Origin of the sequence: Nostoc sp. FACHB-152 (genome assembly GCF_014697475.1) — a bacterium.
Lineage (GTDB): Bacteria > Cyanobacteriota > Cyanobacteriia > Cyanobacteriales > Nostocaceae > Nostoc_B.
Window position 1 is genome coordinate 35,812 of sequence record NZ_JACJRV010000016.1, and the last position, 16,937, is coordinate 52,748.

General features: G+C 38.7%; 14 protein-coding genes. 6 read left to right on the top strand and 8 right to left on the bottom strand.

Translation table 11 applies throughout. From position 1 onward, the window contains the following. Positions 1-135: 135 nt before the first annotated feature. A complete protein-coding gene (locus H6G76_RS14765; RefSeq protein ID WP_190701658.1) occupies positions 136-747 on the bottom strand; it encodes a PEP-CTERM sorting domain-containing protein in 612 nt (203 codons plus the stop codon). 766 nt (positions 748-1,513) lie between these two features. Then, the gene (locus H6G76_RS14770) at positions 1,514-3,067 is read right to left on the bottom strand and encodes a YcjF family protein (protein ID WP_190701661.1); all 1,554 of its coding nucleotides are present in this window, start codon (positions 3,065-3,067) and stop codon (positions 1,514-1,516) included. A 248-nt stretch (positions 3,068-3,315) separates the two neighbouring features. Between H6G76_RS14770 and H6G76_RS14775 the strand changes: the two genes are divergently transcribed. Next, positions 3,316-3,840 carry a DUF937 domain-containing protein gene (locus H6G76_RS14775; protein WP_190701664.1) on the top strand — a complete coding sequence of 175 codons (525 nt, stop codon included), beginning with the start codon at positions 3,316-3,318 and terminating at the stop codon, positions 3,838-3,840. A 157-nt stretch (positions 3,841-3,997) separates the two neighbouring features. On the opposite strand, the gene H6G76_RS14780 is transcribed toward H6G76_RS14775, so the two are convergent. The 3 genes from H6G76_RS14780 to H6G76_RS14790 all read right to left on the bottom strand — a co-directional run bounded on the left by H6G76_RS14780 (position 3,998) and on the right by H6G76_RS14790 (position 6,265). After that, positions 3,998-4,603, bottom strand: a complete 606-nt coding sequence (locus H6G76_RS14780; protein ID WP_190701667.1) for an FHA domain-containing protein — start codon at positions 4,601-4,603, stop codon at positions 3,998-4,000. A gap of 3 nt (positions 4,604-4,606) precedes the next feature. Further along, positions 4,607-5,278: a hypothetical protein gene (locus H6G76_RS14785; RefSeq protein WP_190701670.1), complete on the bottom strand. Its 672-nt coding sequence runs from the start codon at positions 5,276-5,278 to the stop codon at positions 4,607-4,609. Positions 5,279-5,353: 75 nt separating this feature from the next. Then, positions 5,354-6,265 (bottom strand): hypothetical protein, encoded by a 912-nt coding sequence (locus H6G76_RS14790; protein ID WP_190701674.1) that lies wholly within the window; start codon positions 6,263-6,265, stop codon positions 5,354-5,356. 162 nt (positions 6,266-6,427) lie between these two features. On the opposite strand from H6G76_RS14790, the gene H6G76_RS14795 reads away from it, so the two are divergent. Then, positions 6,428-7,627: a glycosyltransferase family 4 protein gene (locus H6G76_RS14795; protein WP_190701676.1), complete on the top strand. Its 1,200-nt coding sequence runs from the start codon at positions 6,428-6,430 to the stop codon at positions 7,625-7,627. Here the strand turns inward: H6G76_RS14795 and H6G76_RS14800 are convergent. Continuing rightward, positions 7,588-8,751, bottom strand: a complete 1,164-nt coding sequence (locus tag H6G76_RS14800) for a glycosyltransferase (RefSeq protein WP_190701679.1) — start codon at positions 8,749-8,751, stop codon at positions 7,588-7,590. The genes H6G76_RS14795 and H6G76_RS14800 overlap by 40 nt on opposite strands. Positions 8,752-8,868: 117 nt before the next feature. On the opposite strand from H6G76_RS14800, the gene H6G76_RS14805 reads away from it, so the two are divergent. From H6G76_RS14805 to H6G76_RS14820, 4 genes are all read left to right on the top strand, one after another. Further along, on the top strand, positions 8,869-9,837 hold the full coding sequence (locus tag H6G76_RS14805) for a DUF1822 family protein (RefSeq protein ID WP_190701682.1): 969 nt from the start codon (positions 8,869-8,871) through the stop codon (positions 9,835-9,837). 98 nt (positions 9,838-9,935) lie between these two features. Continuing rightward, entirely contained in the window at positions 9,936-12,269 is a 2,334-nt protein-coding gene (locus tag H6G76_RS14810) for a CHASE2 domain-containing protein (RefSeq protein ID WP_190701685.1), read from the top strand. A 61-nt stretch (positions 12,270-12,330) separates the two neighbouring features. Next, positions 12,331-13,089: a DUF928 domain-containing protein gene (locus H6G76_RS14815; RefSeq protein ID WP_190701689.1), complete on the top strand. Its 759-nt coding sequence runs from the start codon at positions 12,331-12,333 to the stop codon at positions 13,087-13,089. Positions 13,090-13,376: 287 nt separating this feature from the next. Further along, entirely contained in the window at positions 13,377-14,339 is a 963-nt protein-coding gene (locus H6G76_RS14820) for a class I SAM-dependent methyltransferase (RefSeq protein WP_190701691.1), read from the top strand. Between the two features lie 10 nt (positions 14,340-14,349). Here the strand turns inward: H6G76_RS14820 and H6G76_RS38040 are convergent, their stop codons facing one another. Then, positions 14,350-15,582 (bottom strand): ATP-binding cassette domain-containing protein, encoded by a 1,233-nt coding sequence (locus tag H6G76_RS38040; protein ID WP_190701694.1) that lies wholly within the window; start codon positions 15,580-15,582, stop codon positions 14,350-14,352. 26 nt (positions 15,583-15,608) lie between these two features. Next, the gene (locus H6G76_RS14830; RefSeq protein ID WP_190701697.1) at positions 15,609-16,817 is read right to left on the bottom strand and encodes an FtsX-like permease family protein; all 1,209 of its coding nucleotides are present in this window, start codon (positions 16,815-16,817) and stop codon (positions 15,609-15,611) included. Positions 16,818-16,937 lie beyond the last annotated feature (120 nt).

The window sequence follows — 16,937 nt, forward strand, 5'->3', positions numbered from 1 at the left end:
TTAGGGGCTGGAAATATCAATGAAAAGGGGTTCCTTCCTTGCGAGGAGAGAAGGAACCCCTGAGCGTGTTTGAGTTTAAACTTTGCAATCAAATCAATCCAGTTGATGAATTATCCCCGACTTTCAAAAATGTAACTATGCTACGGGAGCTTTTTGTTTACGCTTCATCCATAAACCCATAGCACCTGCAACTGCAATACCAGTAGTGGAAAGAGGTTCTGGTACTGCTTTGATAGGTAATTGTCCAGAAACTATAGTACCTTTTTTAAACACTACACTACTGAACAAGCCATCAGATGCGCCACCAACAGGACTAGTAAATCCTGGTGCAAATACTAATCCTAAACTTGCAGTTTCTTGACCTTTGGATGAAGCAATTTTGTTTGTAAATAAAAGCCCATCATTTACTACTAAACCAGTATTGCCAATTGTGCTACTAGAAAAGGTTTTCAAAATATTGTTGGAAGCATCTTTCAAATTGATAATCCAACTGGATAAAGATACTTGCGTAGTAGTAGGTAATAAATCTGTATCTACTGTGTAGCTACCATCAAAAAAACCATTTTGCAAATCTACAGCTATTCCAGTTGAACCATTAAGAGCTTGTGATGCAAATTGTCCTGAGAGATTGAATGTTTGCAAATTGACAGCATGAGCAGGGGCATTCCCTACAGATGCCAACATAGCAATACCAAGGGCTGTAACAGCAGTAGCTTGAGATAATTTTTTGAAAGTTGTTGTCAACATGGTTTTCTTTTCTCCAACATTAGAATTGATGAATTGGCAAAGTGAGTCAGGAATGATTTACATGAATCCTGTACACATCAAGATTTGATCTCTATTTGCAGAGATGTTACTTATTAGGTATTTGAAACTGATTTAAAACTCAAAAATTGCATCAGTTTTGATATCAGCAAGCTTCTAAAACTCAAAAGTTTTTCTATTCTTGATTTTGGCAAAATGTTTGGTAGGCTTGATAGTTCTAATCAAAAAGCATAGCCTAGACAAATATACTGAAATCAAATTATGAGCTTTAGAGATGTTTATGTCACTCGCTATACATATATCCATTGAGTATGAACACACTTAAGTAATATTGCTGAACTCTACATTTCTGTTAACTCCCTAATCTTTGAATTTCGTTTTTTGTTTGTTGCCTTTGCATATTTCTATACTGTCAGTAGAAAAAACGAACGGCAACTCTAATAGAAGTTTTTTACAAAAAGCTTAAATTAACAGCCTCAGTATGATTGGGGAAAAAAGTGTAAAATTGCTAGCAATATTAAGGATTGTAGGCTTTAGTACTAAAAAATATATTCAGTATTTACGCGAGAGTAGCTTAGTAGAAAGTTTACAATCTATCTGGTTTACTGGAACTTAGATGTGTAATAACTGCATTACTAAGACGTAAGTACATAACAGACATTACAAGAAGCGATCGCTACAATTTAGTCTCATAAAAAACACAGGCAATAGGGAAGAGGCAACAGGCAATAGGGTAATAAGATATGAGTCAACTTTTATCTTGGATATTTTCTTCTGCGACCTCAGCTTTATCTTGTAAGGGTTTGACAACTCTGGCGATCGCTTCTTGAATAAAAGCTTTAATAAATTCATCCCGGCGATTAATTTGAAATTGTCGCTGCACGACTTCCGTCATTCCACCATCGCCCCAATCTTGATCATGGCGAAAATACTCAATAAAGCTTTTCCCGGCAATTCGGGTTAAATAGGCGGCGGTTACACCTTGAATTGCCCGGCCTATAATAAATGTCGCCACATTCAGTTGCAAGGCGGTAGATAGTAATTGAATCGCGCCCTTGACTATACCTAGACTGGCAATAGTTTTTGCTAAAGATAAGGCTAACTCTCGCCCGCGTTCCATGTTTAACTCACAGCCGTAAACTCTGCCAATTTCTACAACCATCTGGGCATTGACAGCTGCCGTCGCCAGTAAATCTACTACTGGTAACGGTGTGACAGATACTACACCCGCACCTATCCATTGAAATCGCTCGACGATTTTATCTGCTTGGCGGCGACGTTGGGCATCGATGAGTTTTCGTGCTTCCTCTCCTAATCTTAGAGATTGCAAAAGAATGTTATCTGCAACTAAATCTTCCCCCTCAGCCCGCAACACAGCCGCCATGCGCCGCAGCAACGGTACAATATCAGGTTCTGGTTGGAAGAGTTCACCTGTTTCTAATTGGGCAGATTGGGGGTTAGCTGCGATCGCTACGACATCGTTAGGGGCAATAAATCCCTTCACCCGTTGACGTAATCGGGCGAGAATTATTTCCTTATTTTCATCTGTATATAAATCTGTTTTGTTAAGAATTAACAGCGATCGCTTGCCGATTTCTGCTAAACCGCGCAATGGTTCATATTCTGAGCGTCGTAAGTCATTATCCACGACAAACAACAATAAATCTGCCGCAGTTGCCAATTCCCTGGCTAATTGTTCTCGTTCTGTTCCTGCTACCCCTGCTTCTAAAATTCCCGGTGTGTCGGTAATTAAAATCTTGCGTTCCAAGCCCTTCAATCGCAAGCAATAAGTTTCGCCGACGGTAGTTGTACCCATTGGCGCGTTTACCTGGCCTACCATCCGCCCCATAATCGCATTGACTAAGGAAGTTTTGCCTGCACTCCCTGTACCAAACACGACAACTTGAATTTCTCCCCTGGCTAAATTGGCTTCAATTTCCCGCGATTTACTCAATAAAGCTTGCCGTGCTACTTCATCTTGAATTTGTGAGACTTGTTGCCGTACAGCTTGCAGCGTGGAAGATGCTGCATCAGATTTCACAGCTGGAATTTGCGCTGGTGTGACGCGTCTGCGATTTTGCTTAGAACGTTTTTCTCCACCTTGCAGCACTAACACGTAATAAACAAAGGCAGCAACCAATCCACCAATGAGGACAACTAGCAGCAACAACAGTAAATTGCCTAGTAATGGGGAATAGGACAATTGCCAATACAGGCGTGACAGAGAATCAATCAGCCACAGGCTAAGTGCCAAGATGACGATGAGACCAACAATCAGCGTTACTATACGCGATAAAGGCATGGTTAGCGGGAGTCACTATTTAATGGGCAGATGCTTTTAATCTTAATAGTTTCAGCAGTGAAACAAATCCGCACAAGGTTTTGCAGCTAAAAAATGGCAGGACAAGAAAACAATAGTCTGTCCTTAGTACTAGAGATAGTTCCTCGAATTCCTGGAAATGAGTAGGATGAAAAATTAATATATAGGCAAAATTGGAAAAATACACCGCAATTATCAGATATTGAATGTAATTCAGGGAGAAAAAACTTATGGGACTTTTTGACCAAATTCTGGGTGCTGTAGCTAACCCTAATCAACAAGGTAGTTTGGGGCAAATAGGTAGTATTGTCAACACTGTGCAGCAGTTGAGCGATCGCACTGGTGCAGATTCTTCTACCATACAATCGGTTATGGGTATTGTCGGCAACTATGTACGTTCTTCGTTACAAGAAAAGCAAGCTACAGGCGGTAATGCCGAAGCCCAAACTTTAGTAAATGAATATGCGGGTACTTCTCCTAACCCCCAGGCTGTAGATTCACTGTTCTCTTTGGGTATGCAACAGCAGATAGCGCAGGTAGCCGCCCAACGCACTGGCTTAGATGCTGGGATCATTCAACAATTCCTACCTTTAATGGTGCCTGTGGTTTTGAATTTCTTAAAAGTTGGTGCCAACTCGCAAAATCCTCAATCTGGCGGCAATCCGGTACTCAATAGCTTTTTGGATGCCGACGGAGATGGCGATGTTGACATTGCTGATGCGATTCAGTTAGCGAGCCAGTATATCAGACGGTAAGCATTAATTAAAGGGTGTAAGGGGGTAGGGGTTTAGGGTGTAGGTGAATGAGGTACAAGTTTTCACCAAAAAGCCATGTAACAAAAGACTTTCAAGCCTGTCCCCTGTTACCTGCTGTAATTCTTTCCCCTAAACCCTTACACCCGACTCTTGCTAATTAACTCGCTCCCATATTAGTTTCAAAGTCAGTATTTCTTTCGTCTTCTAGGCTATTACCATCAGCATCGGTAAAGTCTACATTACCTGTTTCAGATTCGTAAGAATAAGTAGTCTCCCGATAATAACTACTACCCCAGCTATCTCTATAGCTACCGTAGTTCGGGTAATAGGCGTAGTCTTCTGTATATGACTCGTTGCAGAAGGGACAGTTAGTTCTGTCGGTGCGTCCACAACGGCGTTTAAATAAAAAGCCTACCATGCGATCGCATTCCCAGGCTGTAGTTGTGATATTAACTACGATTTCCGCAGTACCAATTTGAATGCGATCGCCATTTTTGAGAATGCCATTAGATGATTGTACGCCGTTAATCTTGATGCCATTGTTGGTATTTTGATCAATAATAATTAACTCTTGATTTTGTTCATCAATTAAAGCGTGATAATCTGCAATTAAATCATCTGCGATCGCAACTCTCGAAACTCCTTTTTCGCCAATTTGTTGAGGCATAGTTGCAGTTTGCCGCCCTATTGCCACGGGAGTTTCTAATCTTAATTCTGTACGAGTGCTGGTGTTTGGATCTGTCCAAGTTAGCTGTATTTGCACAGTCTATCGCCCTCCTGTCGAATTTACAGCATAAGCCAAAGCCGCCTGCTGTTCACGAGTCATAACATCAAAACCAAAGCAAGCAAATGCAATTGATGATATGCCTGATTTTGTCGAAAAAATGGTTTTTTCTGATGGATTTCTTAAAGAAATTTTTCCTTCTTTTACTTTTATTTTGTAAACTAATTGATTATTAGGCGTTAGAATTTCTAAACCATCATTGCGTGACTTAATCTGATAGATTTCTTTTTTAGCCGCGTCTTCTAGTTGATAATCGCCATTATTCTGCTTTCTAAGGATATATAAATCTTTATTTTGTTCTGGATTTTCTACTTTCCAATGATCTTGTTTGGTTACTACATATCCTAAGGTTTTATCAGCAGAATTTTTTAACTTAATTTTCCCTGATTTATCTGCCTTAATTCTAGCTAACTCTTGCTCTTTGCCATCTACTAATTTTGCGCCATCGGCTTGCTGTTTAAGCGAAAATAAATCAGAACCGCCTTCTGTTTTAAATTTAATTTTGTCAGTCCGAGCATCTATATTAGTTGCTGTTGCTGCAATTGGAGTGCTATTTACTTGATTTGGCTCTATATTAGCTTTATTTACGCTATTACATCCCCAAACTGTAGCTATTAAAACAAGAAGTGAGACTTTTAAAATTGCATTTTTCATATAACAATATTTAATTTATTTAGACATCAAAATACTTTTAAATCTGTCACCCTATTACCTGTCATCTGTAACCTACTATATATTTTGTTTAGACAATACTTTTGCTAAATTGAGTATTTGATAAACGCTTAAAAACATGGCTGTAATTGTTTGATAAACCTCTTCTGGACTACCTACAACATTTGGTGCTACTCTCACAACTATATGCATCGCTTTATCTGTAATTCTCAACCCTCTAAGATGAGCTAATCTAGATAATTTAATTGCATTTGTGGCTTCATTTTTTAAAAGTTTAACTGCTCCATATCGGCGTTGAGGATAGGTAATATTTAAGTTGATATCTAATCCTCCAGACTTGGTTTTTGATTTATACTTGCTTTTACCACTGCTACCACGCTTCCAGCCATATTGCTTTTTAGATATATCAGTTGCAGATAACTCAAAGCGAGTTTTATCTAAAAATTGACCTTGAATTTTCAGCCATTCATGTTGATAGTGGTCTATTTTCCATCCAGACTTGATAGGATGTGGTGTTGTATTTGTTTTATATTCATCTTTCTCAATTGGCTGAAAGGATAATTGCAACTCAATATCAGCATTTGCATCCATATCTCTAGATAGCATTTGCAATATTCTTTGCGTTGACTGATATCTAGAATTAACAACGTTGATTCTGCCAAACTTGAACCTATTCACTAAGGCATAAATAAAACCAATACTCAACACGATGATAGCTAACGCAAACAAGGCAACAAGCACACTCTGTAATCCAGTATTGGTGATAGCATTGGGTGCAACCAACATCAATACAACTGTAATAATTATTCCTAAAAAATAATATAGTGTCTGCTGTCCGTATTCCTTTTGTTTTAGCTCGGCGAGATGATCAACCTCTGCTATTTCCTGTAGATCATCTATTATTTTAGCGACTGGAGCTTGCGCTTTATAGATCAGGTGTTGGCGGAATTGTTTTAAATCAATAGGCATATTATTGCAGATTTAATGAGATTTACTAGCTTTAAATTATTTTTTAACCTTCTCAAGTTTTTTATTATAAAAATTGAAATATTTTTTAATATATTTTATCCAACTTCAAGGCTAGTATAGCAAGACATAAAAATAGGAGACAATGATATTATGTAGATATTTATGAACCAACAAAAGTTAGCGTATATTTCTTTTGATACTCTTCCAGCACCAAAGGGAGCAGCAATTCATATTGCAGCTTTTTCTAGAGCATTAGTAGATGCTTTTGGCAGCATTAATTTATTAACAGTTTCACCAACAACCGAATGTCTAGATGGTAAAGAAATTTATCCGCAAGTTATTCAAACGACTTTACCAGCTTTGGGTGAGAATTTGATTCAGCGAATTTTATATTTTCGCTATGGGTTATGGCTATGGTTAAAAGACAAGCAATTTGAAGCAGTACATATTCGTTCAATTTACGAAGGCTTTATAATTGCCCTTAATAAACCGCAATATTGCGATAAGTTAATTTTTGAAGTGAATGGCTTACCTTCTATAGAATTAAAATATCGTTATCCAGCCGTTGCTGATGACAAAGAGCTTTTACATAAATTGCGATCGCAAGAGAAAATTTGTTTGTCAGCCGCAGATTTAATTGTTACGCCTAGTAGTGTGACATCGCAATATTTACAAAGTCGCGGAGTCCCAGCAAATAAAATTAAAGTAATTCCTAATGGCGTAGATTTAGATGTGTTTACATATCAACCCAAGATAGTAAATCACAATAGCGTAGCAGATATACAGATGCTATATTTTGGTACACTTTCACCTTGGCAGGGAGTAAACTTAGCAATTGAAGCTTTAGGTTTATTAAATCGAGATATTCCAGCCTGTTTAACAGTAATTGGACAAGCAAGACCTGACCAAATCAAAAGTTTAAAACAACAGGCATTAAAATTAGGTGTAACAGATAAACTTAATATATTAGAACCCATCTCACAGCCAGAGTTAGTGCAATATATTCATACTGCTGATGTAATTTTGGCTCCTTTAACACCCAACGATCGCAACTTAATTCAAGGTTGTTGTCCCCTCAAAATTTTAGAAGGCATGGCAACCGGAACACCTGTAATTGCTAGTGACTTACCAGTAGTAAGAGAACTGGGAGAAAATGGAGTACATTTTTTATTAGTTAAACCCGGTTCAGCCAAAGCTATTAAAGATGCAGTGTTGCAGTTGCAGAATGATCAAGAATTGGCAAATCAACTTGCAGAGAATGCTAGAAAAAGAATTGCAGAATATTACACATGGAACTATGCAGGGGAAGCTTTAATTGCAGCTTATACAGAATTAGGCATCAAGCGGTCAATTAAAATTTGAAGTCGCCGTTGTTCTTGAGCGATAGAATATTCTGAGAGGATGCGATCGCGTGCAGCTTGAGTAATTTGATTTTTCTCTAATATCGGCATTGTCAAAAATTCCAGCACCGCTTCGCCTAGATGGTGTAGTTGTGAACGTGGCAAGATAAAACCATTTTCACCATGTGTAATTACTTCGGGAATACCACCCGCATCACTAGCAATACAGCAACAACCACAAGCCATTGCTTCTAACAGTGCATTTGGCATTCCCTCCCACAATGACGGCTGGAGATAAACATCGCACAGTTGTAAATGTGCCGCGACTGCTTGAGGATTAGATAAATGTCCTGTAATAATAATTCTTTGGCTACTTTCTGCTTGCTGACTGGCATACACTTGCAGCACAGATTCTTGAGAATTCCGCACTTCACCGATAATTAACAAGCAAGCAGGACGCTGATAACTTACTGTTGCCAAAGCCGTTAACAAAAACTGTTGCCCTTTCTTTTCGCGCAATTCACCGCAAAATCCTATAACTAATTCATCTGGGGGAATTCCTAAAGATTCCTTGCTAATTTCTTCAGTCGCTTGCTGTGGTGCAAAAATCTCTGTATCCACTGCATTTTTCAATATCAACACATCATCTCTACCACTTAATAGCTGAATTTTGCGCGACATATCAGCACTCACAGCCGTAATTACTTTAGCTTGTTGTAGCGTCCATTGCAGACGGGCAAAATCTCCTGGTGGAAACATTTCTTTATCAATATCATTACCACGCGCGCTAACAGTACTAACTAACCCCTGAAGTTTGGCAAACCAAGTGGCTAGAAACCCACTAGGAAATAAGTAATGTCCCCATACAGCATCATACTGCCGAGAAGAGTGCAACCATTCCAGCACATTCAAAGTGTGCGGCATAGTCATATCCCAGTGACGATAAAGCCCAATACGATAAACGCGAGATTTGACATCTATAGATTCCGGTGGTAAAACTTCCCCTGGTTGCAGATAACGACTCCATGTAACTACATCAACTTCTACATCTAATTGAGAGAGTGTAGCCACTAACCTTGTTGCACTTCTAGCTAACCCCCCTAAATCTGGGGCAAATCTTTCTGTCATAAAAAGCAATCTTTTCATAAACCTCTGAATATCAATTTCAATTTCAACTTATTTACAGTTTTTTGGCATAAATTTAATCAATGTGGATGATAGGTAAGCATACGAACAATAATATTAAACACTAGGTTTTCAGGTATGACTAAAACCACCCATAGGGTAGATGATTTAGGAATTCAATTGCCAATTTCTCAAACTGCTCGTAACATTGCTCAACAGTTTGCCAATCAACAACCTACTTCTGCCAAAGCCGAACAAGTCCGCTTAAATACATTAGCTGTGTTGGTAGTAAATGATTACTTGCAAATGATGGAAATTCCCACTAATCTCAATGCCAGCGATAGTTGGAATCCCATCATGCAGTTGTGTGCCAATGTAGCCGACTTAGAAATCCCATCAGTTGGTCGGTTAGAGTGTCGTCCTGTACAATTGCACGCACAAGGATGTTTAATGCCACCAGAAACTTGGGAAGAGCGAGTTGGTTATGTGGTGGTGCAAATTGATGAATCACTGCAAGAAGCAAATATATTAGGTTTTATTCGCACTGTGGATGCTGAAATATTACGTTTAAATCAATTGCAACCTATAGAAGCATTAATTGACTGCATCGCCCAATTAAAAACATCTCCAGTTCAACCATTGGTAAATTTAAGCCAATGGTTTATTAATCAGTTTGAGTCCGGTTGGCAAACAGTAGAATCCTTATGGGACTTACTAGACTCTACGCCCGTTTATGCGTTTCGCGGTGGCGTAACTACAGACGAAACATCACCTCATCAGTCACAAATACCTACGAAACGAGCAAAGCTAATTGATTTGGGTATTCAAATAGCTAATCATCCCGTAATGCTGATTGTAGAAATTAGCTCGGAAACAAATAATAAAACCAGTATCCGTTTACAATTACATCCTATAGGTAATCAGATTTATTTGCCAGAGGCAGTCAAACTCACGGTATTAGATGAGTCGGGAGAGGTATTTTTAGAAGCTCAAGCTAGAAGCGCAGACAACTATATACAGTTGCAACTTCGTGGTGACCTTCAAGAAAAGTTTAGCGTGCAAATCTCTTTAGGGGATATGAGTTTTACAGAACATTTTATTATTTAAAAAGGCAGGAGGCAGAATAATTTTAGATTTTGGATAGTTGATTACTTCAAGCTTGTAAATGACGAATCACAAATGATAAATAACAAATAACGACAGTCATGACGAAGTTAGTGGTTTTGAAATTCGGAGATGGTAATTTCAACCAAGGGTTTGCTGTGACTCTTCAGATTGGTGAAGAAGGCGATCGCCCTGACTCCGAAATTACAGGTAGACTGTCACCATGCCCAGAAATGCCGCTTTACTACTCCAGGTGGCAATTTAGCTATCTCCAATTAGGGAAGACTTACCGCTTAGATGCGGAAAAAATTCAAGTAACAAATGTATCTATTAGCCAAAGTTGTCAAGATTTAGCCCATGCCTTAGGCGCTCGGTTTAACTCTTGGTTACGAGCAGAAGAGTTTCGTCTGTTAAGAGAAAAATGGCTAGAAAAATTACTGCCTACAGACGAAATAAGGGTAGTTTTGCAAACAGATAATAGTCAAATACAGAGATTACCTTGGCATTTGTGGGAAATATTTGAACGCTATTCTAAAGCAGAAATTGCGATCGCTTCACCAACATATGATCGGATTCTGCAACCACGCACCCAAAACCCAAAAGTCAAAATTTTAGCGATTGTTGGCAATAGTCAAGGAATTGATACCCAGGCAGACCAAACTATTTTGCAACAGTGTCCCAATGCTGATGTCACCTTTTTAGTAGAACCAACAAGGCAAGAATTAAATGATTTTCTTTGGGGAAAAAACTGGGATATTATATTTTTCGCTGGACACAGTTCTAGCCTGGGAAATGATGCTACAGGGCTGATTTATTTAAATAAAACTGATAGTCTCAGCATTAATGAGTTAAGATACGCCCTCAAGCAAGCAATTGAGAGGGGTTTACATCTAGCAATTTTCAACTCCTGTGATGGTTTAGGACTGGCACGAGAATTGGCAGATTTACACATTCCCCAAATGGTAATTATGCGCGAACCTGTTCCTGACCAGGTAGCCCAAGAGTTTTTAAAGTATTTTTTAATTAGTTTTGCCAGAGGCGAACCTTTATATCAAGCAGTACGCCAAGGGCGGGAACGCTTACAAGGCTTAGAAGATAAATTTCCCTGCGCTACGTGGCTACCAGTAATTTTTCAAAATCCCGCACAGACACCATTGACTTGGCAGGAACTAGTATTTACAGCCCAGCCAGAAATTCCGAGTTCACCTCCACCCTCTAAATTAGGATGGAAGTCAGGTTTATTATCTAGTCTGGCGACGACCGCCGTAATTTGTACGTTGCGGTTTTTGGGAGTATTTCAAGGTGTAGAATTGCTAGCATTCGACCAAATGATGCGATCGCGTCCTGATGAAGGCCCTGATCCTCGACTGCTAATAGTCACAATTGATGATGCTGATTTAGTCGCCCAACGTCGCAACGGTGAAATTTTAAAGGGAACTTCTCTGTCTGACAAATCACTCAATGCCCTACTAACCAAATTACAACAACATCAACCGCGAGCGATCGGGTTAGATATTTATCGTGATTTTCCGGCTGAACAAGCAAATTTAATTGGGCGACTGCAAAAAACAGATAACTTAATTGGCGTGTGTAAGGGAAGTGATGCTACAGCCAATATTAAAGGCATTGAACCACCACCAGAAATTCCCCAACAACGCCTAGGTTTTAGTGACTTTATTCATGATGCTGATAATGTGGTGCGTCGCCATCTGATGTTTATGACTCCAGAGACGGCATCTTTATGTCCGGCTGAATATGCTTTCAGTACCCAATTAGCATTCCGCTATCTTTTACCTTTGGGAATTGAGCCAAAATTTACTCCTCAACGGCAGTTAAAGTTAGGTAAGGTTATTTTTCCCCGTTTATCATCTCGTAGCGGTGCATATCAAAAAATTGATGCCAATGGTGGGCAAACCTTACTTAACTACCGCGCCTCGAACATGATTGCCGAAAAGGTGACACTCACCCAATTTTTATCTAGTCCGGTTAACGCCAATGCCATCAAAGACAGAATTGTGTTGATTGGTGTGACAGCGAGAGGTGATTTTCCCGACTACTGGGCGACTCCCTATGGCAAAACCTTAGAAACCCAAATGCCCGGAGTGCTAGTACAAGCGCAAATGATCAGTCAAATTCTGAGTGCTGTCTTAGATGGGCGGCCGTTACTTACAGTTTGGTCGCCTGGGGTGGAAATCATTTGGATTTGGGCTTGGTCACTCTTAGGGGGAATTTTGGCTTGGAGGTGGCGATCGCTGCCAATATTATTATTGGTAGTATGTATTACTAGTAGTGTGTTGTATTTACTGTGCTTGAGTCTGTTAATTGGGGGTGTATGGGTGGCTTTCGTCCCATCAGCTTTGGCGTTAGTAGGGACAGTGAGTATCATTTCCATCCAACATAAAACTTTTTACAAAAGTCACAAAATAAATAATTAACTATTTATATAAGCAGATAAAATTCACCGTTTAGTCTTAGACATACTGGAGTTTACAACTAATGAAACTGTATTTAAGATTAGCGTTGGGCTTCACAGTTTTCTTGGCTAGCCAGATGGCAATAGCAACACCAGTACCAACCCCGAAAAAGTCGCGCCAAAAAGTCAGCTTTAACCCACCTTTACCCCCTAAAGAACCTGCTCCTGGCGGTCGGATAGTGGGTGGTGCCAAACGTGGTTCCTGTCCGCAAGTCCAAACTGAATTGACGGCCTTAGTACCCTTTAATCAAGAACGCCCCACTGTGACTAATGTCTGGGGGTTAACGACAGCAGCACACCCAACATTTTGGTTTTATGTGCCGTACTCCCAAGATTTTCCTTATCCGGTTGAGTTTGTGCTAGAAGATGAGAACGCAAACCCAATTTATCAAAAAGCGATCGCTCTCCCTAAGCAACCAGGTATCATTAACATCTCTCTACCTGCTGATACTGCTTCACTAGCTGTAGAGCAACAATACCGTTGGTTTTTTAATGTCTATTGTGACAAAGATAAAAAATCTCCGCCTGTATATGTTGAAGGCGTAGTAAAACGAGTTAATCTTGATCCTGCGATCGCTCAACAACTACAAAAAGCAACATTGCAACAACAGTTTGCCATCTATGCCGAACATGGTATTTGGCACGAAGCCATAACAACACTAGCGCAAATGCGGCAGCAAAGCCCCAAAGACCCAACCCTAGAAACACAGTGGCAAGATTTATTAGCCAGCATCCGCTTGAGTAATGTGGCAAAAGAACCAATTTTGTCGGTGAAGCCTTGAAAATTTCAGTAAGGATGCGCCAACTTCTCTTGGCGGTGTAAATAATAAGGAGTCAAAGGAAGGTTTTCTTCCTATTTTCATTATGAAAATCACACTTACTCAGATCCCAGACTTTTTAGAGAAGTCTGGGATCTTTTTGTTCACAGCTTAACCTATACAAAAATTACAAAAAAAGACAAAATCCTTAAGAATTGACCTTTTAATTTTTAATCTTTGATATTTTCAATTTGGGCTTGAGAATTTTTTGAATCTCAATAGCCAGTTCAAATATCAAAGCAGAGTGTTACATGAGCGAAATAAAAATCAAAGAAATCGCACCTAACTTATTTCCCAAAGGAGATTACATTTCGCCAGGATTGTCTACTATTAAGCCTGATTCATGTTTTCCTAATATGATTTTAGGAAATAAGTATGATACTTTTTGGCTTTATCTGCGAAGAGATATTCCGCATAACTGGTATGTAGATCAGCGACGCTCTGATGTTGGGTTTGTTAGCCGCGATGAAGCCCATATTCTTTACAACACTGCCTTAAAATTTCAAGGTAAAAAAGCTTTAGAAATAGGGTGTTGGATGGGTTGGTCAGCTTGTCATCTAGCTTTAGGAGGAGTAGAGCTAGATGTCATTGATCCGATGTTATCTGAACCATTATTTAATGAAAGTGTCACAGATTCACTGAAGCGGGCAGGTGTGAAAGATTCTGTGAATTTAATACCAGGATATAGCCCACAAACAGTAGAAGAGGTAGCCAATAAATTTAACCGAAAATGGTCATTGATATTTATAGATGGTCATCATGAAGCACCAGCACCACTTAATGATGCAATAATTTGCGAACAACTAGCCCAAGCAGATGCGTTAATTTTATTTCATGATTTGTCTTCTCCCGATGTCGGACAAGGATTGGATTATTTAAAAGCCAAAGGTTGGCACACAATGGTTTATCAAACTATGCAAATTATGGGAGTTGCATGGCGAGGAAATGTTGAGCCTGTGATGCATCAGCCAGATACAACAATTGATTGGCGTTTACCTCCACATTTACAAAATTATGCTGTTAGTGGCGCAAATCAAACTGCAAAAAAAGATAAATTGGGAGCAACGTTGAAAGCAGTTCAACCATATACCTTCCTCAGTGAAGCTCAGTTATTAATGCGGTATAGCCAAGTAAAACAAGTATATGACTACCTTTTTTGGCTACCGAAAATGCTCTGGCAGACAACTTCTAGAAAGAAATTTTTTAATAGTTAAACAACAGCTATTATTCATTATCTTTGAGTTGATTTGATAGCTGATTAACTAACTCACTCAACACATCGATTTTAGTCCTTGAGGTTTGTCTACAGTAATCCTCAAGGATTTGTAATTCTTGGTTGGCAAGGGGAAGTTGTTGATACACATTAGGACGATTTTTTGCTTCCCTTTGCTCAATTTTCATGGCTTCATAATTTAAAAGTGCAGAAGTCATTTCAGAATTGAGCATCATGTTCTGAAAAGCTGTACGGTCAAAAGCTATAACTTTTATTGTTGTGCCATTTGCTGCCCTTACTGTTGCTGTTCTTTTAGCTTGGTGAAGTAACCCTACTTCACCAAAATGGCTATTTGCCCCCAATGTTTTTAATAATTTTGGTTCTGAGTCTGGATCTTCTAAAATTATTTCTACTTCACCTTCCATTACAATATAGAATTTATCAGCTACATCACCTTGGCGGAACACAATTTCACCGGGTTGGAAAGTCAACATTTTTATTTGGGGAATTACCTCAGTCAATTGGTTATCCGATAAGGTTGGTAGGGCAACAGATAGCCGACCTTGATAGTCTAAATCTAGTTGACCATCTTCCATACGAACAATGCGATTGGTAATATCAAAAATCCGGCTGTCATGCGTGACGATTAAAACAGCACTTCCTTGTTCTTTTGCTAGTGCGGTCATTAGTTCTACGACTTCTCGCCCCGTTTGTCTATCTAAAGCTGATGTAGGTTCATCTGCCAAAATTAAAGGCGGGCGGTGGACAAGAGCGCGGGCGATCGCTACTCTTTGTTTTTGCCCACCAGAAAGATCCCTAGGATAAGCATTTAAGTGCTTTCCCATACCTACTGCTTGCAATATTTCCGTACTTTTGCGTTTTGCATCCCCTGGTGTGAAATCTTTCTGTAGTTCTAGAGACAGCATCACATTCTGAAGCACAGTCATAAAATCCAGCAAATTGAAATGCTGAAAAACATAACCAATGCGTTGCCTTAGCTTCATTCTCTCGATTTCGCTAGCACCATTTAATTCATAATCTAATACTTTCAGGCTACCCTCTTGCACAGAACGCAGACAGCCAATTAAAGTTAAAAGTGTCGTCTTTCCTGAACCAGAAGCTCCAGTTAAAATTACAACTTCTTTGGTATGAATCTCTAGATTGACTCCAAATAAAATTTGTTTTTTTCTGCCACCTTCTTGATAATAATGATTAAGTTCTTTAATGCAAATAACCGGATTCATAAATTGTCTAAAAGTTATTAATTAATCTATTTAAAAATTTCTACTGGGTCTGCATCTTTAACCTTAAATAAAGAAAGCCCTGCCGATATTAGGCAAATTAGACTTACTAATGATAGAACAAATAACGCTACACCTACAGACATTTGAATAAATATCTTGGTTACATTAAGTAGATAATCATAAGCGAGGTAAGATAGGATTATACCTGGGATATATCCAGCAATTACTAAAATAATTGCTTCTTGTATAACTACACTAACCAAAGATTTTTGGCTAAAGCCTAAAGCTTTTAGAGTTGCATAATTACCAAGATTGTGTGTTACTTTTACATACAAAATTTGATATAAAATAAAAATGCTAATCACAACAGCCATAATTAAAATAAACCGAAAGATAAAACCCATCGGTGAATTATTTTCATGAAATATTTTTTCTCGTTGGATTAATTCGGTTTTCGAGAATATTTTAATAGTTGTAGGTAAATAACTCCTTAATTGTTTAACAGTTTGTTCTATATTTGCGTCAGATTTAAACTCTGGCTTTAATTTAATCAAGCCAACATCTATTTTTGTCTCGTCACGTCCAAATAATTCACTAAAAGTTGTTGAACTGGTAATAAAACTAGCATCATAAGCATTATTAACACCTAATTCAAAAAGTCCGACAACCCTAAGTTCTCTCAATGAGCTACTATTTCCTACTTGAATCTCTGCTGAAGACTCTCCTTTTGCCTTAACGTTGGCAATAATAGAAGAAAATTCATTTCTCGCATTTTTGTCAAATAAAGCAAATTTTTGCTTATTGAGTTTTTGCAGGTTTGCCTCTACTCCTGGCAAACTAAGTGTTGGCACATTTAAAGAAATGCCCATAACGTTAACTCTAATGCGATAAACAGAGTTGTTTTTGTCGTACCATTGAGTTGAAGTAATGTAAAGTGGCGCAACAGATTTAACTTGCTTGAGTGCTAGTGTTTGATATAAAGGTCTTGAAGAAAAAGTTACTGGTTGCAATGCAGTCGAAGAAAGAGAGCTAATTACAACAATATCTGCATCAAAGTTTAACGGTAATTGTAACGCCCCTTCTAAAAATGCATTTCTCAGCCCTACCTGCATAAATAGCAGAAATGTAATGCAAATAATACCAATAACTCCCGCAATAGTTTGATTGCGTTGATATCTCAACTGCAACAAAGCAATAGGAATTTTTCGTAGTTCAATTAAATAACGTTGAATCATGAGCTAAAAACTCAACATAAGAAACCCAGCCTTCAGATGGACAGGCTTTTATCTCAAACAGCTTAACTCAAACTCAAGTGAAAAAAACTAGTGATATACTCATTAAATTTTATGGGAGCT

Bases quoted from the DNA above. Each gene is read 5' to 3' on its own strand.
- H6G76_RS14830 (WP_190701697.1), bottom strand. From the start codon at position 16,817: ATGATTCAACGTTATTTAATTGAACTACGAAAAATTCCTATTGCTTTG.
- H6G76_RS14790 (WP_190701674.1), bottom strand. From the start codon at position 6,265: ATGCCTATTGATTTAAAACAATTCCGCCAACACCTGATCTATAAAGCG.
- H6G76_RS14785 (WP_190701670.1), bottom strand. From the start codon at position 5,278: ATGAAAAATGCAATTTTAAAAGTCTCACTTCTTGTTTTAATAGCTACA.
- H6G76_RS14775 (WP_190701664.1), top strand. From the start codon at position 3,316: ATGGGACTTTTTGACCAAATTCTGGGTGCTGTAGCTAACCCTAATCAA.
- H6G76_RS14765 (WP_190701658.1), bottom strand. From the start codon at position 747: ATGTTGACAACAACTTTCAAAAAATTATCTCAAGCTACTGCTGTTACA.
- H6G76_RS14805 (WP_190701682.1), top strand. From the start codon at position 8,869: ATGACTAAAACCACCCATAGGGTAGATGATTTAGGAATTCAATTGCCA.
- H6G76_RS14770 (WP_190701661.1), bottom strand. From the start codon at position 3,067: ATGCCTTTATCGCGTATAGTAACGCTGATTGTTGGTCTCATCGTCATC.
- H6G76_RS14800 (WP_190701679.1), bottom strand. From the start codon at position 8,751: ATGAAAAGATTGCTTTTTATGACAGAAAGATTTGCCCCAGATTTAGGG.
- H6G76_RS14815 (WP_190701689.1), top strand. From the start codon at position 12,331: ATGAAACTGTATTTAAGATTAGCGTTGGGCTTCACAGTTTTCTTGGCT.
- H6G76_RS14795 (WP_190701676.1), top strand. From the start codon at position 6,428: ATGAACCAACAAAAGTTAGCGTATATTTCTTTTGATACTCTTCCAGCA.
- H6G76_RS38040 (WP_190701694.1), bottom strand. From the start codon at position 15,582: ATGAATCCGGTTATTTGCATTAAAGAACTTAATCATTATTATCAAGAA.
- H6G76_RS14820 (WP_190701691.1), top strand. From the start codon at position 13,377: ATGAGCGAAATAAAAATCAAAGAAATCGCACCTAACTTATTTCCCAAA.
- H6G76_RS14810 (WP_190701685.1), top strand. From the start codon at position 9,936: ATGACGAAGTTAGTGGTTTTGAAATTCGGAGATGGTAATTTCAACCAA.